Source organism: Chryseobacterium sp. FH1, from assembly GCF_000735135.1.
In the GTDB taxonomy this organism is placed as follows: domain Bacteria; phylum Bacteroidota; class Bacteroidia; order Flavobacteriales; family Weeksellaceae; genus Epilithonimonas.
Window position 1 is genome coordinate 534,984 of sequence record NZ_JPLZ01000002.1, and the last position, 21,990, is coordinate 556,973.

Here is a 21,990-nt window from a genome sequence, read left to right on the forward strand (position 1 = left end):
CGAATATCATATTGACGAATTGATAAAATCTATATCATTTGATAAAATTATTTGAATAATAATAATGGATCTATGGATTTGATGAGAGAGTAATAATTTTTGATTTTGCGATTGATATTCAGATTTCTGTGGAAAGAAAAATTATTGAAATTTTAAGGAAATTTTAACCAAATTATTTTCAATTCAAGATAGAGAATGCTTCTAAATTTATATCTTTGTAAACTTAATAATTATTGAAGAAAAATGGGTATAATGGATATGTTTACGCAAGAGATTGCGATTGACTTGGGAACTGCGAACACACTTATCATACACAACAACAAAATAGTTGTGGATCAGCCGTCTATCGTAGCAATAGAGCGCTCTTCTGGCAAGCCGATTGCCGTAGGTGAACAAGCGAAACATATGCAAGGGAAGACCCACGAGGATATTAAAACTATTCGCCCATTGAAAGATGGTGTAATTGCAGATTTCCACGCCTCAGAACATATGATCAAGGAATTCATCAAACAAATTCCGGGCATCAAAGGAAAGTTTTTTCAGCCAGCACTTAGGATCGTGATTTGTATTCCTTCAGGAATTACTGAGGTGGAGAAAAGAGCGGTAAGAGATTCAGCTCAAAAAGTTAATGCCAAAGAAGTTCGTTTGATTTATGAGCCAATGGCCGCTGCAATAGGTGTTGGAATCGATGTTCAGAAACCAGAAGGTAACATGATCATCGACATAGGTGGTGGAACTACGGAAATTGCTGTGGTTGCATTAGGTGGAATCGTTTGTGATAAATCTGTGAAGATCGCAGGTGACGTTTTCACGAATGATATTGCTTATTATTTGAGAACACATCATAATTTATATATCGGAGAAAGAACGGCGGAAAGAATCAAAATTGAAGTTGGTTCTGCGGTTGAGGAATTGGATGTTCCAATCGACGATATTCCTGTACAAGGTCGTGATCTGATCACTGGGAAGCCAAAGGAAATTATGGTCAACTATAAAGAAATTGCCAAAGCACTTGACAAATCGATCATCAGAATCGAAGATGCGGTAATGGAAACTTTGTCATTGACACCTCCAGAATTGGCCGCTGATATCTACAAGACTGGTATCTATCTTGCTGGTGGTGGAGCGCTTCTTAGAGGTTTGGCAGACAGACTTCACAGAAAAACGGGACTTCCTGTTTTCGTTGCAGAAGACCCTTTGAGAGCGGTGGTTAGAGGAACCGGGATCGCTCTTAAGAATATGAACAAATTCAATTTCCTTATCAAGTAATTTAGATTTTCTCAAGTTTTTAGATGGGTGCTTTGCTGAGATTTTTTTCTAAGAATGCTTTGTTCGCGTTCTTTGTATTCTTGCAATTGGTTGCAATTGTACTTATTTTCAGCAAAAATTCTATGCAGCAAAGTTTTATTGCGGCAAGGACTGCAGCTTTCAATTCGTGGGTTTCTGGTTATATAGATGAAGGAACTTCTTATTTGAAACTGAAACAAATCAATGAAGATCTCGTTACTCAAAACAAAGCTTTGATGCTTGAACTTTATGGAAAAGACAAGGTCGAAAAACCGAATTTCCGAAGAGTTTACGACACGATAGGTGGCGGACAGATCTATACTTTTGTAGATGGCGAAGTGGTGTTCAACAGTATCAATAGAAAAGACAATTATTACACGATCAATCGGGGTCGTTTGCAAGGTGTAAGTTCTAATATGGGTGTTATCGCTCCGAAAGGAATTGCCGGAATCGTCATCAATACTACAGATAATTATTCATTAGTTAAATCGATTCTAAGTGTCAATAAGATCAAGATCAGTGCTTCACTCAAGAAGTCTGGCTATTTTGGAACACTTTCCTGGAAAGGCGACGACACGAGAACGATGACTCTTTCTGATATTCCAAAATATGTTCCTTTAAAAGTAGGCGATACCGTTGTAACCGATGGTAAATCCTCAATTTTCCCTGCAGGAATTTTGGTTGGAACGATTGCTGGTTATGAAGTTGACAGCAAAACTGGATTCTGGGACATCTCTGTAGAACTCAGCGAGAAAATCGGAAAATTAAGCAAAGTCTATGTCGTACGAAATCTGAAAAAATCCGAAGTTCAGAAAATCGATGATTCATTAAAAGTTCAAATTAAAAAAGATGGTCAGTAGAAACGTTGTGTCAGATCTGGTTTTGATCGCATTGTTGACGGCTTTTCAGATCTTCATTCTGAACAGGATTGCTTTGTTTGGGCAATACATTCCGGTGCTTTATCCGGTTTTCGTTATGTTTTATCCATTCTTCAGAAACAGATTTCATTTTTTAGCTTTAAGTTTCATTTTAGGATTATGCGTGGATGCATTTTTGGGGACTTGGGGAATCAATGCTTTTGCGACTACGGTTGTGGCTTATTTTAGGACGATCATATTCCGAACTTCCACAGATACAACGACAGATTTTTTCTCTTTTCAAAGTATCCAGTGGACGCAATTTATATTCTTTGTTGTAACCAGTATTTTCATTCATCAGGCATTAGTTCAGTATATTGAGTTTTTTAAATTTGATAGGTTTTTTGAAATTTTATTTAATGTAATAGTTACCAGTATAATTTCGTTTATATTTATATTAGCCTATGCATTAGCATTTAAAATCAAGCAAAAAGTCTGAAAACCAGAATGTATTTAGAAAAACAAAAATTGCTTTCACATTGAGGTTGCATATGTCCTCAGAAAAAATTTAAAAGCACATATGAAATCACAATACCTCAAGATCACACTCGCTCTTTCTATCCTTGCAATCATCTTCATTGCAAGATTATCCTATCTGCAATTGTTTACAGACAGGTATGCTCTGAATGCAGCCAATACTTCTATTAAAACAGAATATATCATTCCCCCAAGAGGCGTTATTTTCGATAGAAACGGAAAGATATTGGTGGGGAATCAACCCTCTTTTGAGATTTCTTACACAGCAACATTATTAAGACCAGACTTCGATACCATCGGATTTTGTAAATTAATCAATATTTCAAAGCGGGAATTCATCAGTACGATGAAAAATATCGAGAAAGAAAAATATTATTCTCGCATGACACCGATGACTTTTATGAAAAATCTAAGTCGGGAAGAGATGGCAAGAATTCAGGAGTTGATCTTCAAATATCCAGCTTTCAGTATTGTTCCACGTCCACAGAGACAATATGAGGTCAATACTTCCGGAAACCTTTTGGGTTATACAAATCAGGTAAATGATGGTGATATTAAAAAAGATTCAACCTACTATTTACCAGGAGATTTTGTAGGTAAAAGTGGTGTGGAGAAATCTTATGAAAAGGAACTTCGAGGCGAAAAAGGAATCAAATATATCCAAAAAGATATTCGCCAGAGAAGCATCGGGTCTTACAAAGACGGAGAATTGGACAAAGAAGTTGTCACTGGAAAAGATTTGACATTGACGATTGATTATGATCTTCAGCGAATGGCTCAGGAAATGCTCGTCAACAAACACGGTGCAGTAGTAGCGCTAGATCCCAACAATGGTGAAATTCTCACGATGGCAACAGGTCCAGATATTGATCCGAATCTTTTCACCGGCCCAAATAAATCCAGAAATCTCTATAGACTTGCGAACGATACGATCTTCGAAAACAAACCAACATTTGACAGATCGATACAGGCCGCTTATCCGCCAGGGTCAACTTTTAAATTGCTGACCGCTTTGGCAGCGATGGAAATGGGCGTGATGACAGATCAAACGATTTTTCCTTGTGGAAGAGGATTTTTCTATCGTGGGAAAAGCATCAAAGGTCACGGTGGCGCAGATCCGTTGATCCCGTCGATTCAAGTTTCTAGTAACTGTTATTTTACTTACGCTTATATTTCGATTATTAAAAAATATCCAGGGAATCCGTCAAAAGGTGTTGATGAATGGAAAAAGATTATGAACAGTTTTGGCGTTGGAGAATTTCTTAACAATGACTTGGCTGTTGGTGCAAAAGGTAGAATCCCGTCCGGAGAATTCTATGAGAAAAGAATGAAATCCATCTACAAGGCAAGTGGATCCAAACGAACCGATTTTAAAAATTGGGATGAGATGCCCACAGGTGCTATATATAATGGGATGGGTCAAGGAGACGTTCTTTTGACACCACTTCAAATGGCAAATTTCCTCGCTGCAATTGCGAATAAAGGGTGGTATTACACACCACACATCGTAAAAAGCATCGATGGAAAACCGAATCCCGATCCACGATTCAAGAAAAAGCATATGACGATGATCCAAAATCCGCAATTCTATAATGTCGTTTTGCAGGGAATGGAAGCCGTAATGTTGCGAGGAACAGGAAGAAGTTTGAAATCACAGGATTTTACACAGTTGGCAAAAACTGGTACTGCGCAGGTTCCTCAAGGAAAAGATAATTCGATTTTTGTTTTGATCGCGCCTGCAGACAAACCAAAGATTGTTGTTGCGGCCGTAATGGAACACGCAGGATTTGGAGCCACTTGGGCAGGACCAGCTTGTACCGTAATCGCAGAAAAATATATCACGGGGGAACTGAAGAGGGAAAATCTCTACAAGAAAATGATTGGAGCCAGCTTTATGCCGGAATATAAAAGGCAATATATCTCCGAAATGAAACGGAAGGGCTGGTACAAAGAACCGCCGAAGGATTCTGTACAATTGAAAAAAATCAAAGATAGTCTCTTGTCCATTCAGCAAAAAAAACTGAAAAAAGATAGCGCTAAAGTAAAACCTGTAAAAACCAATGCAAGATGAAGTGGGCAGAAGGAATAGATAAATTAGGAATTTCACTTTACTTGATGCTTTGCATTTTCGCTATTTTTAATATTTATAGTGTGAAGGAAGAGTTGGGGCAAAAGCAAATGATTTTTTTTGGAATCTCGTTGTTTGTCGGGATGATCATCTTCTTTATGAGGACCAAGTTTTTCGAGAATATGTCGCCGATCATTTATGTTGGAGGTGTTCTTTTATTGATTGGATTATTTCCTTTCGGAACCGAGATTCTTGGTCAGAAAAACTGGTACAAGTTCGGCGGATTTACGATGCAACCTGTTGAGTTTGCTAAGATTGGTACAGCTTTGATGCTCGCCAATTATGCTTCGAATCAGGATTTTGATATCAGGAAAAAAAGGTCGTTATACACTTCTATTGCCATCGTTGCTATTCCAGGAATTGTTGTTCTAATGATTCCCGATGTTGGGTCACTTTTAGTATTTTTCGCTTTTGTGATGGCGCTATACAGAGAAGGACTTTCTGGATGGCTGTTCGGTGTCATTTTCATTTTCGCTGCTACTTTTTTAATTTCAATTGCGATCGATCCAATATATGTGGTGATTTCGATTTTAGTTATCACAGCGATTCTCGTTTTCTTTAATTTTTATAAGATCCAAGGAAATATGATTTTGATTATTGGGATTGTCCTGACTGTAGGTGTTCTCAGCGGATTGTCATATTCTTCTAGTTATGTTCTTACCAAGCTTCCGAAACACCAGCGCGAGAGAATCGAGGTTTTATACAAAGGCGAAAAAGCATTCCGAGACACTTCTGGCTATAATTTATTATACTCTAAAACAGCGATTGGTTCAGGTGGATTCACAGGGAAAGGATATAAACAAGGTTCTGTAACACAAGGTAAATTCGTTCCAGAACAAGAAACCGATTACATTTTTTGTACAGTTGGGGAAGAGTGGGGTTTTCTTGGAAGCACGCTTTTGATTATTTGTTATTCTATATTTATTGGCAGGATCTATTATCTCGCCGAGAATCAGAAATCAACTTTCAATCGGGTTTTTGGATATAGTTTTGCCTCCGTTTTATTGATTCACTTTGCCATCAATCTTGGGATGGTAATGGGACTTTTCCCGACAGTAGGGATTCCGTTGCCGTTTTTCAGTTATGGAGGAAGTTCACTTTTGGCATTCTCGATTATGACTTTTATTTTCTTTAAGCTGAATTATGCGGACAAAAACAGCCTTGTATAGGCAGTTTTCAGAAGGTTAATCTTCATAAATGTATTTTTATTATTTAATTTATGATTAATGTGCTTTTGGTTACCAATTTGATTAGATTTAGAACAATCAAATAATAGCTTATGAAAAAAATTATCTTATGTGCAATTGTGCTTGGAGGGATCGGTACAATTCACGCGCAAAAAATTAGTCTTGGAAAGGCAACCGAGATCGCCGGAAAAGGACTAAAGGCAATGACGTTTACTAATGCAGATGCTGCAAGATTATCCAAAGAGTCTGTAGATTATATGGATAAGAATAATCCTGTAGCAGGCCCGAAAGATCCATACACAGTTAGGCTCAACAAGTTGTTTGCTAAACACAAATCCCAAGACGGCTTAAATCTCAATTACAAAGTTTACAAGGTGAAAGACATTAACGCATTCGCTTGTGCAGATGGCAGTGTTCGTGTCTTTTCTTCGCTGATGGATATTATGACAGATGATGAGCTTTTGGCCGTGATAGGTCACGAAATTGGTCACGTAAAAAATGAAGATACCAAAGATGCCATCAAGTCTGCTTACCTTAAAGCTGCAGCATTGGACGCCGCATCGGCTTCATCTAATACAGTGGCAACACTTAATAATAGTCAGATTGGAGAAATGGCAAACGCAATGCTTGATGCCACACACAGCAAAAAACAAGAATCTCAGGCTGATACATATTCTTATGATTTTATGAAAGCCAATGGTTACAACGTTGTTGGTGCCTACACAGCATTTAAAAAGTTAGGTTTGTTATCAGAAGGAGGGACAGCGCAATCTGGTTTCCAGAAGATGTTCAATTCGCATCCTGATAGCAACAAGAGGGCAGAAGCAATCAAAAAAAGAGCTGAGAAAGATGGTCTTTGGAAAGATCCAGGAACAGTTTCTTTACCAACTGCAAAACTCACAAAATAGAAAAACGAAAGCAGCCAATTGGCTGCTTTTTTTTAGTTCTTTACCAAAACCAAGTATTCCCAGGGTTTCAAATTCATTGTCGTCTTTTCAGAATTGATATTGTAGATTTTGCCCGTAAACAATTCTCGATATTGTCCATTGTAATATTTAGTATCAACGGAAGTTGGCAAACTTTTATCGGAGAAATTATAGATGGATAAAACCGCATCGTTATTTTTTTCTCGGTAGATGGATAGGACCTCGCTCATTTGATTGTTCGTCACTCTTATCATTTCTCCTCCGTATTTTCCGTTCCAGAGTGCTTGATTTTTATGTTTCAAATCAAATAGTTTCTGATACATTCCATAGAATTTATGGTCTTTCCAAACGATTTGGTCTTTCTCGAAGAACTCAAGGCTTCTGTCCAATCCAGCTTCCTGTCCGCTGTAGACCAAAGGCATTCCGTTGGCAGTTCCGCAAAGTACCATTGCCGTTTCCAACCCTTTTCCGAAGTTGGAATATTGATTGCCTTCCCAAGAATTCTTGTCGTGATTGTCTGTGAACAACATTCGATATGAATCCAGCGGAAAACTGCCGACATCGTGCGCCATATATTCGTAAAGTGCGTTGGCGCCTTTTCCGCCTGTTGTAGCGATTTTCAATTTATCCCAAAGCGACCAGGAATAGGTCGCGTCAAAGGATTTTTTGTAAAGGTCACGGGATTCCCATTCTGCCAACATAAAAACGGGTTTTATCGCATCCATTTCTTCTCTCGCATTGTCCCAGAAATCGACTGGGATGAAGCCTGCAACGTCGCATCTATAACCATCGATGTTTGCTTCTTTTACCCAATATTTCAATGCGCCGGTCATATATTCTCGGAAGTCGGGATTGTTGTAATCAAAGTCGATGACGTCGTCCCAATCGTACCAAGGCGTTGGCTGGAAGTTGCCTTCTCTGGATTTGGTGTACCAGTCCGGATGTTCTTTGGTCAAAGGATTGTCCCAAGCGGAATGATTCCCCACCCAATCGATAATGACGTACATTCCCATTGCGTGGATTTTGTCAACCAAGCTCTTGAAATCCTTCAACGTTCCAAAGTCAGGATTCACGCCTTTGAAATCTTTTACGGAATAATAACTTCCCAATTTTCCTTTCCGATGCTCTTCTCCGATGGGATGGATTGGCATTAACCAAAGGATATCAACGCCCATTTTTTTAAGTCTTGGCAAATGCTTTTCGAACGCTTTGAAAGTGCCTTCTTTTGTGTACTGTCGAATGTTGACTTCGTAGATTGTCGCATTTTTGCTCCATTCCGGATGTTTGAGTTCTACGTAAGGTTTTGGCTGATAGCGTGGGTCTTTGGTCTGACTAAATCCCAAAAACGGAATCATCAGAATGAGGAGTAAGTATTTTAATGAATTCATAAGGTTTATATATTTCTCTAAATTAATAAGAGTTTTTGATTTTCATTAATTTTAATTGAAAAATATTGTACTTGAAAAACTTTTTTAAAGATTTGAAATATGTACAAAATGAAAAACCCTTTCAGAGTTCAAAACTCTGAAAGGGTTGTGTATGAAACTTTATTTTGAAGACAAAGTTTAATTTTATGTAGAAACCCGCGCCCCGACTTGAGCGGAAATCCTTTTTTGTAGCTGGTAAAGCTTTGGCAAAAAGATTGGGAGCCCTTCGGCAAGCTCAGGATAAACTACAGACGGATAAAGGCGCCCAAATAATATTAAGAATACATCTGCTCCTGTAATTCTTTGATTTTCTTGTCAGATAGATATTCGTCGTAAGTCATATCTCTGTCGATTATTCCTTTCGGCGTCAACTCGATGATTCTGTTACAAACCGTTCCAAGCAACTCGTGATCGTGGGAAGACAATAGGATGTTTCCTTTGAAGTTGTTCAATGAGTTGTTCAAGGTTGTGATACTTTCCAAATCCAGGTGATTCGTAGGCTCATCCAAAAGAAGAACGTTCGCTTTCTGAAGCATCATTCTGCTGAACATACATCTCATTTTTTCACCTCCGGAAAGGACTTTACAAGATTTTAGAGCCTCGTCGCCAGAGAAAAGCATTCTTCCCAAGAAACCTCTCATAAATTCCTCGTGACGCTCCTCGTCATTCTTCGTGAATTGTCTCAACCAGTCTACCAAGTTGATGTCATCTTGGAAGAAATTGGTGTTGTCCAAAGGCATATGCGATTGGTTCGTCGTAACGCCCCAAGCCACATTTCCTTTGTCTGCAGGAAGATTTCCGGCAAGGATTTCGAAAAATTCTGTGATTGCCAAAGAGTTTCTTGAGATTACGGCTACTTTATCACCTTTCTTAAGATTAAGGTCGATGTTTGTGAAGAGTAATTCGCCATCTTTTGTTTTTTCAAGGCCTTTTACGTCTAGAATCTGGTCTCCAACTTCTCTTTCGGTGTCGAAAATGATGGCTGGATATCTTCTGGATGAAGGTTTGATATCGTCGATGTTCAATTTGTCAATCATCTTTTTACGTGCAGTTGCCTGTTTCGCTTTCGCTACATTGGAACTGAATCGCGCGATGAAATCCTGTAATTCTTTTTTCTTGTCCTCAGCTTTTTTGTTAGCCTGAGCTCTTTGTCTTGTTGCCAATTGTGAAGCTTGATACCAGAAAGAGTAGTTACCGGTGTAAAGATTTAATTTAGCATAATCCAAATCTCCGATGTGCGTACAAACGGTATCCAAGAAGTGACGGTCGTGAGAAACAACGATCACGGTGTTCTCATAATCTGCCAAGAAATCCTCCAACCAAGCGATTGTAGCGATATCCAAGTCATTGGTAGGCTCATCCAGAATCAATACGTCTGGATTCCCAAACAATGCCTGAGCAAGCAAAACTCTTACTTTGTCTTTGTTCTCAAGTTCGCCCATCAATTGGTAATGCATATCTTCTGAAATACCAACGTTTGACAGCAAAGTCTGCGCATCGGCTTCAGAGTTCCATCCGCCCATTTCGTCGTAAACTACGCCCAGTTCTCCAGCTTTGATTCCATCATCGTCAGAGAAGTCTTCTTTTGCGTACAAAGCGTCCATCTCTTCTTTGATGTCGAAAAGCATTTTGTTCCCTCTAAGGATGGTTTCCAATACTGTAAAGTTGTCGTAAGCAAAGTGGTCCTGCTCCAATACGGACATTCTTTTTCCGTTTTCCAAAGAAACGTGACCAGAAGTTGGGTCTTGTTTTCCGCTTAATATTTTAAGGAAAGTCGATTTCCCTGCACCGTTGGCACCAATGATACCGTAGCAATTCCCTTTTGTAAATTTTATATTGACTTCATCAAAAAGAACTCTTTTCCCGAACTGTAATGATAAATTAGATACTGTTAACATATTGTTTTGTAAGTTTGTGCAAAATTACGAAAATTAGTTGGGATGAGGAAAGCCCTATAGTTATAATAATTTAACACTATGAAAATAGAAAAAACTGTTAATATCTTCAACAAAAGAGCACGTTTCGAATACGAAATCCTAGACGAGTATGAGGCAGGTCTGGTTTTGACAGGAACCGAAATAAAATCTCTCCGATCTTCCAAAGCATCAATCACAGAAAGCTTTTGCCAGTTTATTGATGACGAACTTTATGTCATTAATATGATGATTGACGAATATAAATTGGGAACTTTTTACAATCATAAAACAAAAAGGGAACGGAAATTGTTACTGCATAGTTACGAATTGCAAAAACTTAAAAAAAAGTTAAAGGATGTTGGCAATACGATAATCCCACTCAAGCTATATATTAATGATAAAGGAAAAGCGAAATTGCTTATATCATTAGCCAGAGGGAAAAAGTTGTTTGATAAAAGAGAGGCTATCAAGGATAGAGAGAATAAGGTTAACATTCAGCGGTTATTAAAGAAAAGTTAAAAAAACTTTGTTTATAAAGAAAAATTATATTTATTTTGCATTATCAATTATTTAATCATTTAATTCTATGAAAAATCTAAAATTAGGAATTACAGCTTTGGCACTTACTGTCGCCTCAACTGTTTTTGCGCAAACTACTACCAACCCTTGGGTGATAGGTGTAGGTGCTCATGGAGTGAACCACGTTGCTCAGAGAGGAAACTTCAGCAATACATTCGCGTTCAACAATTTTAAAGACAACTTATTCGGTGTATCTAAGTATTCAATTACACCACCACTTTCTAAATTGACAGTTGCAAGAAGCCTTAGTAAAGGTATCGTTCTTGACTGGCAAACGACTGTTGGAAACGTTGACAACAAAAGATTTGCTATGGAGAAGGAATTCTTCTTAATGACAGGTCTTGGTGTTCAATTTAAGGCCGCAGGTCTTTTATGGGACGAGGAGTCATGGTTTGATCCATTCTTGAGAGTAGGTGCTAACTACTTGAGACATGACTATACAGGTTTGTCTTTCCCTGCAACTGATACTAAAGGAGCTTTCTACCCTTCTTACAATAAGGATGGTGACGTTTCTGGAAAAGCTAATCACTTCACAGTAAGTACTGGTGCTGGTATCAATTTCTGGGTAACTAAAAACTTCGGTTTAGGTGTTCAAGGAGATTATGTTACAACTCCTGTTGATAAATCAAATGTTGCTAATTTCTGGCAAGCTTCTGCATCTTTATTGTTTAGATTCGGAAATACAGATAGAGATAAAGACGGAATTCCAGACAAAGACGATTTATGTCCGGACGAACCAGGTTTACCAGAATTCCAAGGATGTCCTGATACAGATGGAGATGGTATTCCAGATAAAGACGATCAATGTCCAGATGTAGCAGGTCCAAAAGAGAACAACGGTTGTCCTTGGCCAGATACTGACGGAGACGGAGTATTAGACAAAGATGATGCTTGTCCAGATGTTGCTGGTCCAGCTGAAAACAAAGGTTGTCCTTGGCCAGATACTGACGGAGACGGAGTATTAGACAAAGATGATGCTTGTCCTACAGTTTTCGGTCTTGCTCAATATCAAGGTTGTCCTAAACCAGCTTCTGCTTATGCTGATGAGGCTACAGGTGCACTTACAAACATCTTGTTTGACTTTAATAAAGCAACTGTAAGAGCAGAATCTGCAGGTAAAATTGAACAAGCTGCTACTATCCTTAACGGAGCGAAAGATGCTACTTTCTTAGTTACTGGTTACACAGATGCTAAAGGTGCTGCTGCATACAACTTGAAACTATCTAGACAAAGAGCTGCTGCTGTAGTTGCTGCGTTGGAGGCTAAAGGTGTTAGCTCAACTCAATTGAAATCAGTTGGTGTAGGTGCTAGAGATGCTAAAGTTCCTGCAACTGCTTCAGATGCTGAAAGACAAGCTGATAGAAAAGTTGTAGTAGAGGCTGTAAACGGCGCTGCTTGGGATGCTCTTCAAAAATCAGATCTTCCAGTAGTAGAGAAGAAAACTGTTAAGAAAGCTCCAGCTAAAAAGAGAGCTACTAAAAGAAAATAATTAATAATTATTTCTAAATATAAATACCTCCAATTTTATTGGAGGTATTTTTTTTGTTTCTATATTTCAGTACTTTTGTATTATAAAATAAAACTTGTAATGGGAAGAGCATTCGAATATAGAAAAGCCTCAAAAATGGCCAGATGGGACAAAATGGCCAAAACGTTTTCCAAGATAGGAAAAGATATAGCCTTGGCAGTTAAAGCCGGCGGAACAGATCCCGAAGCCAATCCAGCGCTTAGAAGATGCATTCAAAATGCCAAAGGTGCTAATATGCCAAAGGACAATGTAGAAAGAGCAATCAAAAAGGCAAGTGGCGCAGATGCGGAGAATTATGAAGAAGTAACTTATGAAGGCTACGGACAAGGCGGTGTTGCGTTTTTTGTAGAATGTACTACGAACAACACAACAAGAACGGTTGCCAACGTAAGAGCGATTTTCAACAAGTTTGACGGCAATCTTGGGAAGAATGGGGAACTAGCTTTCATCTTCGATAGAAAAGGAATTTTCACTATCGAGAAGGCGCAGATCAAAACCGAATGGGATGATTTTGAAATGGAAATGATAGACGGCGGGGCAGAAGAAATTGACCAAGATGAAACAGAAGTTCTAATCACAACTGCCTTTGAAGATTTTGGCGCGATGTCTCACAAACTAGACGACTTAAAAATCGAAGTTAAAAGTGCAGAACTACAAAGAATCCCAAATAGTTCTAAAGAGATGACAGAAGACCAGTTCAAAGCCAATATGAAGATGCTGGAACGCTTCGAAGAAGACGATGACGTTCAGAACGTTTTCCACAATATGGAATTCACGGAAGCGCAATTAGAAACGCTTTAATACAATAATCACAAAATAAAAAATCCTGAAGCATAAGTCTCAGGATTTTTTATTTTTATAAAACGCTTTTTAATTATGCGTTTGGTTCAATAGATACAAATGATCTGTTGTTAGCTTTCTTTCTGAAAACAACTTTACCGTCAACAAGAGCGTGCAAAGTGTGATCTTTACCCATCCCAACATTTTCACCTGGGTGATGCTGAGTACCTCTTTGTCTGATGATGATGTTACCAGCAATAGCGTCTTGTCCTCCAAAAATCTTCACGCCCAATCTTTTGGAATGAGATTCTCTACCGTTTTTGGAACTACCAACTCCTTTCTTATGTGCCATTTTATTTAAACTTTGTGGTTAAAAATTATTCAGCAGATTCGCTGGTTTCTGTTACTTCAGCTTTAGCCGCTTTCTTAGGTGCCGCTTTTTTAGCTTCTTTTTTCTCAGAATCAAAACCAGTGATACCAGTTACGATGATTTGAGTAAGAGATTGTCTGTGACCGTTTTTCTTAGCATAACCTTTTCTTCTCTTCTTTTTGAAGATGATTACTTTGTCAGCCTGAACGTGGTCAAGAATTTCTACATCTACGGTAATACCGCTTACAGCCGGGGCACCAATTGTGATTGCACCGTTTACAGTAAGAAGAACTTTGTCAAAAGAAACTTTCGTTCCTTTGTCTCCTTTCAAACGGTTCACAAACAACTTTTGGTTTTGCTCAACTTTGTATTGAAGCCCTGCTATTTCTACAATTGCAAACATTGTTTATAAATTTTATATTATTCGAGGTGCAAAAGTACACTTTTTCTTTCTAAAACACAAACCCTTATCACAAACTTTTCAATAATAATTATTTGGGCAGCTTTATCCGCCGTAGTTTATCCTGAGCCTGTCGAAGGGTTCGCAATCTTTTTTGCTCACGATTTCCCTTTAAATAGAACTCGAAGATTACTCAAAAAAGGATTTCCGCTCAAACCTAACGAAGTGGTTCATCGATTCAAATAAAAAAAAATAGAAAAGATGAGATAAGTCGGGCTGCAGATTCTACAATAGTTCACCATTCAAAATAAAATTGATGTTTGTCTTTCAGTTAGAATTTCATCTTAATCTGCATAATTTAGCAAATCTGCGAGAATCCTCAAATTACTAATCTCTTTTAAACGAAGCGCCTTTGTGACCTAACAGCAGTTAGTATTTAAAAAAAATCTTAGTGCGTTTTGTGTTCAAACCTACAATCTCAAAAAATCTAACTTCTAACATCTATTATATTAAAGAATACTTATAAATTTGACAACCGAAAATTCTTAATGATGTTGGATTTTATCAAGAAAAATATCGCGCTCATCTGGGCCAAAAAACATATCGCCAAAACAAAAGATTTCAAAACCAATGCGGTTAAGAATCAGGAAGATCTCTTGCTATCACTCGTCAAAACTGCAGAGAAAACCTTGTTCGGAAGAGAACATCAATTCGAAATGATAAAGACTATTGAGGATTTCCGAAGTAACGTTCCGATAGCAGATTACGAAGATTTGAAACCATACATAGAGAAAATCAAAAAAGGACAATCCAAAATCCTTTGGCCAGATTTGCCAGAATATTTTGCGAAAACCTCAGGGACAACTTCCGGCGCCAAATACATTCCGATTTCCAAAGAAGCAATGCCTTACCAAATTGGCGGTGCTCAAAGTGCACTTTTCCATTACATTGCCAAAAAAAACAATGCAGATTTCGTTGGTGGAAAAATGATTTTCCTGCAAGGTTCACCCGAATTGCAAGAAATCAACGGCATCAAAAACGGGAGATTATCTGGAATCGTGGCACATCACATTCCAAATTATCTTCAGAAAAACAGATTGCCAAGCTGGGAAACCAATTGCATCGAAGATTGGGAAACCAAAATCGATAAAATCGTAGAGGAAACCGAGAAGGAAAATATGACCTTGATTTCCGGAATTCCGCCTTGGTTGATAATGTATTTTGAGAAACTGATTGACCGCCACGGAAAGAAAATCACAGAGATTTTTCCAAATCTTCAATTAATCATAACTGGTGGCGTGAATTACGAACCTTACCGCGACAAGATGAATGAATTGCTGGGAAAACCCGTCGATATTGTCCAGACTTTTCCAGCTTCGGAAGGTTTCTTCGCTTTTCAGGATGATTATACGAAAGAAGGCTTGTTGCTGTTGACCAACCACGGGATTTTCTATGAGTTTGTTCCTTTGGAGCACTGCGACTCCGCTCAGTGTGACAGTCATAGATTGACACTTGGTCAAATTGAACTCAATAAAGATTACGCCTTGATTTTGACGACCAATTCTGGGCTTTGGGCATATTCCATTGGTGATGTGGTGAGATTTATTGATAAAAATCCTTACCGAATTATGGTTTCTGGTAGAACCAAACATTTCACTTCCGCTTTTGGCGAACACGTGATTGCATTTGAAGTGGAGGAAGCGTTGAAAGCAACTGTTGAGAAATTTCCAGCACAAATTACAGAATTCCATCTTGCACCACAAGTGAATCCAGCGGAAGGTTTGCCTTACCACGAATGGTTTGTCGAGTTTGAAAAAAAGCCGGAAAATTTTGAAGCGTTCAAATCTGAATTGGATTTGCAACTCAGAAAACGAAATACGTATTATGATGATTTGATTTCGGGAAATATTCTGCAACCATTGGTCATCACAAAATTAAAGAAAAATGCCTTCCAGGATTATGCAAAATCCGAAGGGAAATTGGGCGGACAAAACAAGATTCCTAGATTGGCGAATGATAGGAAAATTGGCGATTTTTTGTCTGGGTTTAGATTGTAAAATTGATTAAATAACACTAAATTAAGCTTTAATGGTATTTGTGTAAAGCTCCGTAGGAGCTAAATGTTTGTTGCGATTCAAGATTTTTTAAAGCGGAGCTTCGTAGGAGCGAAACCTTGCGGAATTTATAAAAAATGAATGGCACTTCGACTCCGCTCAGTGTGACAACTCTAATGCGAGCATAATTGCAATTTCGGTCTCGGCGGAGTCGAAAGTTTTTTCAAGGATTCGACAATTTTAGAATATTTCTAGTATTATGGAAACGTCGATTGGCAGGCAAATCCCATAGCCCCGATGGGAACGGCATCCTTTTTTTGCTTTTGAGAAAATTTTCTTTTGATGACAAATCGTCTAAGCAAAAAAAGATATAGTGGACAGCGGGAAACAGCTCCAAAAATAATTGACCGAAATTAAACGCCAGTTAACGGCTATCTCTTACATTTGCAGGATGATTTCGATAACACCACTCCGAGTTTTAAAAAATATTGAATTTCGCCATCTTCTCACAGGTCGATTTTTCCTGATTATTGCATTCCGGATGCTGGCAACTCTGCTTGGCTGGTGGGTTTATCAATTGACGAAAGACCCGTTTTCCATTGGTTTGATTGGACTTTCTGAGGTGATTCCTGCTGTTTCTTGCGCACTTTATGCTGGTCACGTCATCGATATGAATGAGAAGAAGCGACTGCTTTTGATTTGCAATTATGCGTATGTGGTTTTGATTAGTTTGCTTTTGATTCCGGCGTTTTTTGGACATCAGATGCATTTTGACGGTCACGAAATTACCTATTTTATTTACGCCGTGATTTTCTTTACGGGGATTTGTCGTTCGTTTTTGGGACCGCTGGTTCCAAGTATGATTCCGAGAATTGTGAAGCAGGAAAATCTGCCTTACGCGGTGACGCTAAATCAAGCGACGTTTTTGATTGCATCGGTCTCTGGTCACGCTCTGGGAGGATTTTTGATCGCGTTGATTACTATAAAATGGACTTTGGTGGTGATTGTGAGTTGTATGGTTTTGTCGTCTTTGTTTTTCTGGACGATTAACAAACAATTTTCTGAGAACACGAAAAAAGACGTGAAGGTTTTCGAAAGTATGAAGGAAGGTTTGGCTTACATTTATAAAACGAAGGAAATCTTGGGCGCCCAAATGTTGGATATGTTTGCCGTGCTTTTTGGTGGCGCGGTGGCGATGATTCCGGTTTTTGCGAGTGATATTCTGAAGGTTGGTTCGGAAGGTTTTGGACTTCTGAACGCGGCGTCGGATATTGGCTCGATGATTATTATCATTACGCTTTCTTTGGTTCCGCTTCGTAAAAATCAAGGTAAAATATTGCTTTTTGTGGCGACTGGTTTTGGACTTTGTATCATTGGATTTGGATTGTCGAAAATGTATTGGTTGTCGTTTTCATTCTTGGTTCTGAGCGGAATGTTGGACGGCATCAGCGTTGTGATTCGTGGAACGATTGTCCAGTTGAAAACGCCTGAGGAAATCCGTGGACGTGTTTTGAGCGTGAATTCGATTTTCATAATGTCGAGTAATGAGCTTGGGCAATTTGAAAGTGGCTTGACGGCGAAACTGATGGGCGTTGTGCGTTCTGTGGTTTTTGGCGGAACGATGACGGTTTTGACGGCTTTGTTTATTGGTGCGACTTCTAAGAAGTTGAGGAAGATGCAGTATTAGATTGCTTTTGGCAAATGGCTGATTGCTTTTGGCTTAAATGCTTTAAATTGGATTTGTAATGAAGAGAGTTTTCATTTTTATTAAATCGATTTTTGTCATTCTGATGGTTTGGTTTTTGGCACATTCAATTTATATCACCATTGATGGATTGAATGATAAAAAGACAAACGCAGATGTTGCAATTGTTCTTGGAAATAAAGTGAATGAAGATGGAACTTTGTCCGAAAGATTGAAAGCTCGACTTGATAAAAGTTTGGAACTTTACAATCAAAATAGAATTAAAATAATTATTGTCAGCGGAGGACTGGGAAAAGAAGGCTTTTGGGAAGGAAAGAAAATGAAGGAAAATTTAGTTGAAAATAAAATTCCAGCGGACAAAATATTAGTTGATAATTTCGGAAATGACACGGAGAAAACGGTTGAGAATTCGATGAGAATGATGGATAGTTTGAATTTCAAAAGTGCGATTTCGGTTTCGCAATATTTTCATCAGACCAGAACCAAGAAATTATTCAGAAAAAAAGGTTTTGAGAATATAGAAAGTGCAAGTCCGGATTATTTTGAGTTGAGGGATTTCTACTCCATTTTTCGCGAGTTTGTGGCTCATTATAAAGAAGCTATTTAATTGAAATAAAAAAGGAAGCAGATTTTGCTTCCTTGATTTTTGTTTTAATAATGACCTTTTAGAGATTCGATATAAATAATTTCGTCAATTACCTCGTAAACAATTCTATGTTCCAAATTGATTCTTCTGCTCCAAGAACCGGTCAAACTGTATTTCAAGGCTTCTGGCTTGCCAATTCCCTCGAATGGATTTTCTTGAATGCTTATTAAAATGTCGGAAATTTTCTTTTGAATTAATTTATTTCCAGACTTCCTCCAAAATTCCAAATCCTTCTCAGCTTGTTTGGTAAACTCTATTTCCATAGGTCATCGAGAGCAATTTTTTTTGTTTCCCCTTTTGAGATTTCTTTTCTTGATTTTTCAATCTTGGAAACAAAATCTTTATCATAAGAATCTTCACTCTCAATGAAATCTACCTCAATCGCTTTGAGAATGGTCTTTATTTTAGCCAGTTCTTTTTTATTTTTTGGATTTATAGTAATTGTCATTGTCTAATTTTTATTAAAATTAATAAAAATATTTTATATCAAACTTCTAATCTTCGCAATCATATCATCGCCTAATTTGTCCGCTTCTTCTTGAGAAAACGCCTCAGTATAAATTCTGATAATCGGTTCCGTGTTAGATTTTCTTAGGTGAACCCAGTTTTCAGGGAAGTCGATTTTTACACCGTCAACGGTTGAGATTTCTTCGTTTTTATATTCTTCTTGAACTTTGATTAATAAAGCATCAACGTCGATATCCGGCGTCAATTCGATTTTCTTTTTACCCATAAAATATGATGGATAAGTAGCTCTCAATTCGGATACCGTTTTGTTTTCTTTAGCCAGATGAGTCAAAAATAAAGCAACGCCAACCAAGGAATCTCTTCCGTAATGAAGTTCCGGATAGATGATTCCTCCGTTTCCTTCACCACCGATGACGGCATTTTTTTCTTTCATCAATGTCACCACATTCACTTCTCCAACAGCACTTGCAAAATATTCTGAATCTAAGTTTTTCGCCACATCTCTCAACGCACGACTGGAAGAAAGATTAGAAATGGCCACGCCTTTTTTATCTTTCAGAAGGTAATCTGCAACAGCAACCAACGTGTATTCTTCGCCAAACATTTCTCCTTTTTCGTCCACCAAAGCCAATCTGTCAACATCCGGGTCAACCACGATTCCCATATCTGCATTTTCCTTGATGACCAATTCGCAGATGTCGCCAAGATGCTCTTTCAAAGGTTCTGGATTGTGAGGAAATTGTCCGTTTGGTTCGCAATAAAGTTTAATCACTTCAACGCCTAATTTCTCCAAAAGTGGTGGAATAGAAATCCCGCCGGTTGAATTTACAGCGTCAAGTACAACTTTGAATTTTTTAGCTTTTATCGCCTCGACATCTACAGTTGGCAAGTCTAAAATTTGTTTGATGTGAATGTCAAAAGCGTCGTCTCTGGTTTCATATTTCCCCAAATCATCCACTTCCGCATAATTGAAATCTTCGTTTTCTGCCAAAGCCAAAACTTCTGCACCATTTTCGCCACTTATGAATTCGCCTTTTTCATTAAGCAATTTCAAAGCGTTCCATTGTTTTGGATTGTGAGAAGCGGTCAGGATGATTCCGCCGTCAGCTTTCAATTCGGGAACCATAATTTCTACGGTTGGCGTTGTGGAAAGTCCCAAATCAACCACATTGATTCCCAAACCTTGCAAAGTTGAAGCAACAAGAGAAGAAACCATTTGGCCGGAAATTCTAGCGTCACGACCGATGACAAGCGTTAAATCTTTTTTATTTTTATTGTTCTGAAGCCACGTTCCGAAAGCGGAAGCAAATTTCACCACGTCAAGAGGCGTCAGGTTATCATTTACTTTTCCGCCAATAGTTCCTCGGATTCCGGAGATTGATTTTATTAATGACATATAGAATTTTAAGGTTTTTTTCTGAATGCAAATGTATTAAAAAGAACTGATTTGAGTTTTAACTAAAGATTACAACGCAGGTATTTTGTCTTGAATTTTATCATAGATCTTCTTCACTTTCGCCGGCGCATTTAGTCGATAACCAATGAAAAAGAGAACGTAAAAATCATTTTCGGTCACATTTGAGTCGTTGTCTTTGTAATGATTTCCAGAGTAATTAACCTTAGAACCAAAAAAAAACTTCTCAGAATTGTAACCCAAATGTAATCCTGCGCCAAAGTTTTGCGTGAAATAATTGTCTTTGTCTCTTTCATTTAGACTCACATCATTTTTATAATTGCTCCATCTTTTCCCCAATCCGCCATAGATAAAAGGCGCAATGTTGATATTTTTGGTGAGAAGATAATTGTAATGATAACCAAGGTCGAGACTCAAATCTAAACGTCTCTCACGGGATTTCGTCCCATCCTGAATGTCAGAAAATATCACGTATTCATAATTGAAAGCCGGAACAAAACTGCCACTACTCGTCGTTTGCCATTCTTTCTGGTAATAGATTCCCTGTAGCGAAAAATTATTATTAATGATATAAGACGTGGAACCACCGAAACTTTGAAACCTCAAATTCGGAAAAGTCAAATACGGGTCTTTGTTTTTCCTCCAATCGGCAACGTAATCTTGGGTGTTTTTCAAATAGTACCCTTTGCTATTTTTATAGGAAAGCGTCTGAATGAAATTTTTCGGGAAAAATCTAAAGTTGTAACTCGTAAAACTGCTTTTCCCCTTCAAATCATTGTTGTTACCGGGAAAAAATTTTGGGGCAAAAGAAATACTCGCACTGATGAATTTGTAATCAATCCCAAAAGTTGTATTAATCTGATTGTTGAGTGCCAATCTTGGTTCTACGAGAAGGTCTCGGGACGAAATGACGAGTTCGTTCGTATTCGTATCGATATTCAATCGAAGCATAATCTTGTCGTCGTAGGAAATCACTTGACTATTGATGCTGTCTTTTTGTGCAGATGTGAAAATGCAGAAAGTGAGAAGTAGAAATGTAAAGTTAAGTTTCAATCAGTATTGATTTTCTAAGGCTAAAATTAATACTTTTTCCTTATTTAATAATTATTTATAACTTTGTTAAAAAGCATTTATGGATACAATCGTCGTTCATCCTACAACTCCAGAAGAATCAAAATTTTTAGAAAGTCTTTTGAAGAGAATGAAATTTTCTTTTGAGAAAGTGTCCGAAGAAATTGTAAATGTCTCTGTGGCAGAATTGAATTCTATTAATAAAGGAATTGATGAGGCAAATGAGAGTAAATTGATTAGCAGTTCCGATGTTCACACAAAAGCAAGAGCATTATGTTCGAAATAAAATGGACTACCGAAGCGGAAACATTATATTTCGAAACTTTAGAATATTGGATTAATCACAACAAATCCAACGCTTACGCTTTAAAAATAATAGAGGAAGTAGAGCGAAAAGAAAAACTATTGGCACATAATCCTTTTATTGGAGCAAAAATTATCGGAGCAAAAGAAGAAGTAAGACGAGTTTTGGTCTTGGAAAATTTTTCTATTCACTACAGAATTCAGAAAAAGACAATCGAAATTGTTTCTTTTTGGGCTAACAAAAAAGATTTGTCAATTTAATCCTTAAGAACACCCACAATCAGGACCACAGTTTTTGCTGTCTTTCTTGGAAAATGTCTTGGCAAATTTCTTAAAAATGAAATACAACGCTCCCAAAACCAATAATCCGATGATTGCGTACTGTATGATGATTGAGTTTTCCATTT

Annotated in this window: 23 protein-coding genes; 14 read left to right on the forward strand and 9 right to left on the reverse strand. The window is 37.9% G+C overall.

What is annotated here, in order from left to right; translation table 11 throughout:
• The first annotated feature begins 243 nt into the window (after positions 1-243).
• From IO90_RS03785 to IO90_RS03810, 6 genes are all read left to right on the forward strand, one after another.
• Positions 244-1,269, forward strand: a complete 1,026-nt coding sequence (locus IO90_RS03785) for a rod shape-determining protein (protein ID WP_034964011.1) — start codon at positions 244-246, stop codon at positions 1,267-1,269.
• Between the two features lie 23 nt (positions 1,270-1,292).
• Positions 1,293-2,147, forward strand: a complete 855-nt coding sequence (gene mreC / locus IO90_RS03790; protein ID WP_034964012.1) for a rod shape-determining protein MreC — start codon at positions 1,293-1,295, stop codon at positions 2,145-2,147.
• Positions 2,137-2,643: a hypothetical protein gene (locus tag IO90_RS03795; protein ID WP_034964013.1), complete on the forward strand. Its 507-nt coding sequence runs from the start codon at positions 2,137-2,139 to the stop codon at positions 2,641-2,643. The genes mreC and IO90_RS03795 overlap by 11 nt, the downstream gene beginning before the upstream one ends.
• Before the next feature lie 81 nt (positions 2,644-2,724).
• Positions 2,725-4,752, forward strand: a complete 2,028-nt coding sequence (locus tag IO90_RS03800) for a peptidoglycan D,D-transpeptidase FtsI family protein (protein ID WP_034964015.1) — start codon at positions 2,725-2,727, stop codon at positions 4,750-4,752.
• Positions 4,749-5,978, forward strand: coding sequence for a rod shape-determining protein RodA (rodA, locus tag IO90_RS03805; protein ID WP_034964016.1), 1,230 nt, complete (start codon positions 4,749-4,751; stop codon positions 5,976-5,978). Before IO90_RS03800 ends, rodA begins: the two co-directional genes overlap by 4 nt.
• Before the next feature lie 110 nt (positions 5,979-6,088).
• A complete protein-coding gene (locus IO90_RS03810; RefSeq protein WP_034964018.1) occupies positions 6,089-6,904 on the forward strand; it encodes a M48 family metallopeptidase in 816 nt (271 codons plus the stop codon).
• Between the two features lie 32 nt (positions 6,905-6,936).
• Here the strand turns inward: IO90_RS03810 and IO90_RS03815 are convergent, their stop codons facing one another.
• Together IO90_RS03815 and IO90_RS03820 are read right to left on the reverse strand one after the other, a co-directional pair.
• A complete protein-coding gene (locus IO90_RS03815) occupies positions 6,937-8,310 on the reverse strand; it encodes an alpha-amylase family glycosyl hydrolase (protein ID WP_081871768.1) in 1,374 nt (457 codons plus the stop codon).
• Between the two features lie 314 nt (positions 8,311-8,624).
• Positions 8,625-10,247 (reverse strand): ABC-F family ATP-binding cassette domain-containing protein, encoded by a 1,623-nt coding sequence (locus IO90_RS03820; protein WP_034964020.1) that lies wholly within the window; start codon positions 10,245-10,247, stop codon positions 8,625-8,627.
• 78 nt (positions 10,248-10,325) lie between these two features.
• Here IO90_RS03820 and smpB point away from each other — a divergent pair, with 78 nt between their 5' ends.
• The 3 genes from smpB (at position 10,326) to IO90_RS03835 (ending at position 13,173) form a co-directional block, all read left to right on the forward strand.
• Positions 10,326-10,784: an SsrA-binding protein SmpB gene (gene smpB, locus IO90_RS03825; RefSeq protein ID WP_034964024.1), complete on the forward strand. Its 459-nt coding sequence runs from the start codon at positions 10,326-10,328 to the stop codon at positions 10,782-10,784.
• 67 nt (positions 10,785-10,851) lie between these two features.
• Positions 10,852-12,333, forward strand: coding sequence for an OmpA family protein (locus tag IO90_RS03830; protein ID WP_034964026.1), 1,482 nt, complete (start codon positions 10,852-10,854; stop codon positions 12,331-12,333).
• A 99-nt stretch (positions 12,334-12,432) separates the two neighbouring features.
• Positions 12,433-13,173: a YebC/PmpR family DNA-binding transcriptional regulator gene (locus IO90_RS03835; protein WP_034964028.1), complete on the forward strand. Its 741-nt coding sequence runs from the start codon at positions 12,433-12,435 to the stop codon at positions 13,171-13,173.
• A 73-nt stretch (positions 13,174-13,246) separates the two neighbouring features.
• On the opposite strand, the gene rpmA is transcribed toward IO90_RS03835, so the two are convergent.
• Both rpmA and rplU read right to left on the reverse strand, forming a co-directional pair.
• The gene (gene rpmA / locus IO90_RS03840; RefSeq protein ID WP_028121647.1) at positions 13,247-13,504 is read right to left on the reverse strand and encodes a 50S ribosomal protein L27; all 258 of its coding nucleotides are present in this window, start codon (positions 13,502-13,504) and stop codon (positions 13,247-13,249) included.
• 25 nt (positions 13,505-13,529) lie between these two features.
• Positions 13,530-13,925 (reverse strand): 50S ribosomal protein L21, encoded by a 396-nt coding sequence (gene rplU, locus IO90_RS03845; protein ID WP_034964031.1) that lies wholly within the window; start codon positions 13,923-13,925, stop codon positions 13,530-13,532.
• A gap of 548 nt (positions 13,926-14,473) precedes the next feature.
• Between rplU and IO90_RS03850 the strand changes: the two genes are divergently transcribed.
• From IO90_RS03850 to IO90_RS03860, 3 genes are all read left to right on the forward strand, one after another.
• Positions 14,474-15,979, forward strand: coding sequence for a GH3 auxin-responsive promoter family protein (locus IO90_RS03850; protein WP_034964034.1), 1,506 nt, complete (start codon positions 14,474-14,476; stop codon positions 15,977-15,979).
• Positions 15,980-16,427: 448 nt separating this feature from the next.
• Entirely contained in the window at positions 16,428-17,663 is a 1,236-nt protein-coding gene (locus IO90_RS03855) for an MFS transporter (protein ID WP_034964035.1), read from the forward strand.
• A 58-nt stretch (positions 17,664-17,721) separates the two neighbouring features.
• Positions 17,722-18,288 carry a YdcF family protein gene (locus tag IO90_RS03860; RefSeq protein ID WP_034964037.1) on the forward strand — a complete coding sequence of 189 codons (567 nt, stop codon included), beginning with the start codon at positions 17,722-17,724 and terminating at the stop codon, positions 18,286-18,288.
• A gap of 44 nt (positions 18,289-18,332) precedes the next feature.
• On the opposite strand, the gene IO90_RS03865 is transcribed toward IO90_RS03860, so the two are convergent.
• The 4 genes from IO90_RS03865 to IO90_RS03880 all read right to left on the reverse strand — a co-directional run bounded on the left by IO90_RS03865 (position 18,333) and on the right by IO90_RS03880 (position 21,262).
• Entirely contained in the window at positions 18,333-18,590 is a 258-nt protein-coding gene (locus IO90_RS03865; protein ID WP_034964040.1) for a Txe/YoeB family addiction module toxin, read from the reverse strand.
• A complete protein-coding gene (locus tag IO90_RS03870) occupies positions 18,581-18,775 on the reverse strand; it encodes a DUF2683 family protein (RefSeq protein ID WP_034964041.1) in 195 nt (64 codons plus the stop codon). Before IO90_RS03870 ends, IO90_RS03865 begins: the two co-directional genes overlap by 10 nt.
• A 33-nt stretch (positions 18,776-18,808) precedes the next feature.
• The gene (glmM, locus tag IO90_RS03875) at positions 18,809-20,191 is read right to left on the reverse strand and encodes a phosphoglucosamine mutase (RefSeq protein ID WP_034964044.1); all 1,383 of its coding nucleotides are present in this window, start codon (positions 20,189-20,191) and stop codon (positions 18,809-18,811) included.
• 69 nt (positions 20,192-20,260) lie between these two features.
• Positions 20,261-21,262: a DUF4421 family protein gene (locus tag IO90_RS03880; RefSeq protein WP_131450815.1), complete on the reverse strand. Its 1,002-nt coding sequence runs from the start codon at positions 21,260-21,262 to the stop codon at positions 20,261-20,263.
• Between the two features lie 79 nt (positions 21,263-21,341).
• Between IO90_RS03880 and IO90_RS03885 the strand changes: the two genes are divergently transcribed.
• Positions 21,342-21,566, forward strand: coding sequence for a hypothetical protein (locus IO90_RS03885; protein ID WP_034964047.1), 225 nt, complete (start codon positions 21,342-21,344; stop codon positions 21,564-21,566).
• A complete protein-coding gene (locus IO90_RS03890; protein ID WP_034964054.1) occupies positions 21,554-21,844 on the forward strand; it encodes a type II toxin-antitoxin system RelE/ParE family toxin in 291 nt (96 codons plus the stop codon). The genes IO90_RS03885 and IO90_RS03890 overlap by 13 nt, the downstream gene beginning before the upstream one ends.
• Positions 21,845-21,847: 3 nt before the next feature.
• Here the strand turns inward: IO90_RS03890 and IO90_RS18815 are convergent, their stop codons facing one another.
• The gene (locus tag IO90_RS18815) at positions 21,848-21,988 is read right to left on the reverse strand and encodes a FeoB-associated Cys-rich membrane protein (RefSeq protein WP_117596574.1); all 141 of its coding nucleotides are present in this window, start codon (positions 21,986-21,988) and stop codon (positions 21,848-21,850) included.
• Between the last annotated feature and the right edge of the window lie 2 nt (positions 21,989-21,990).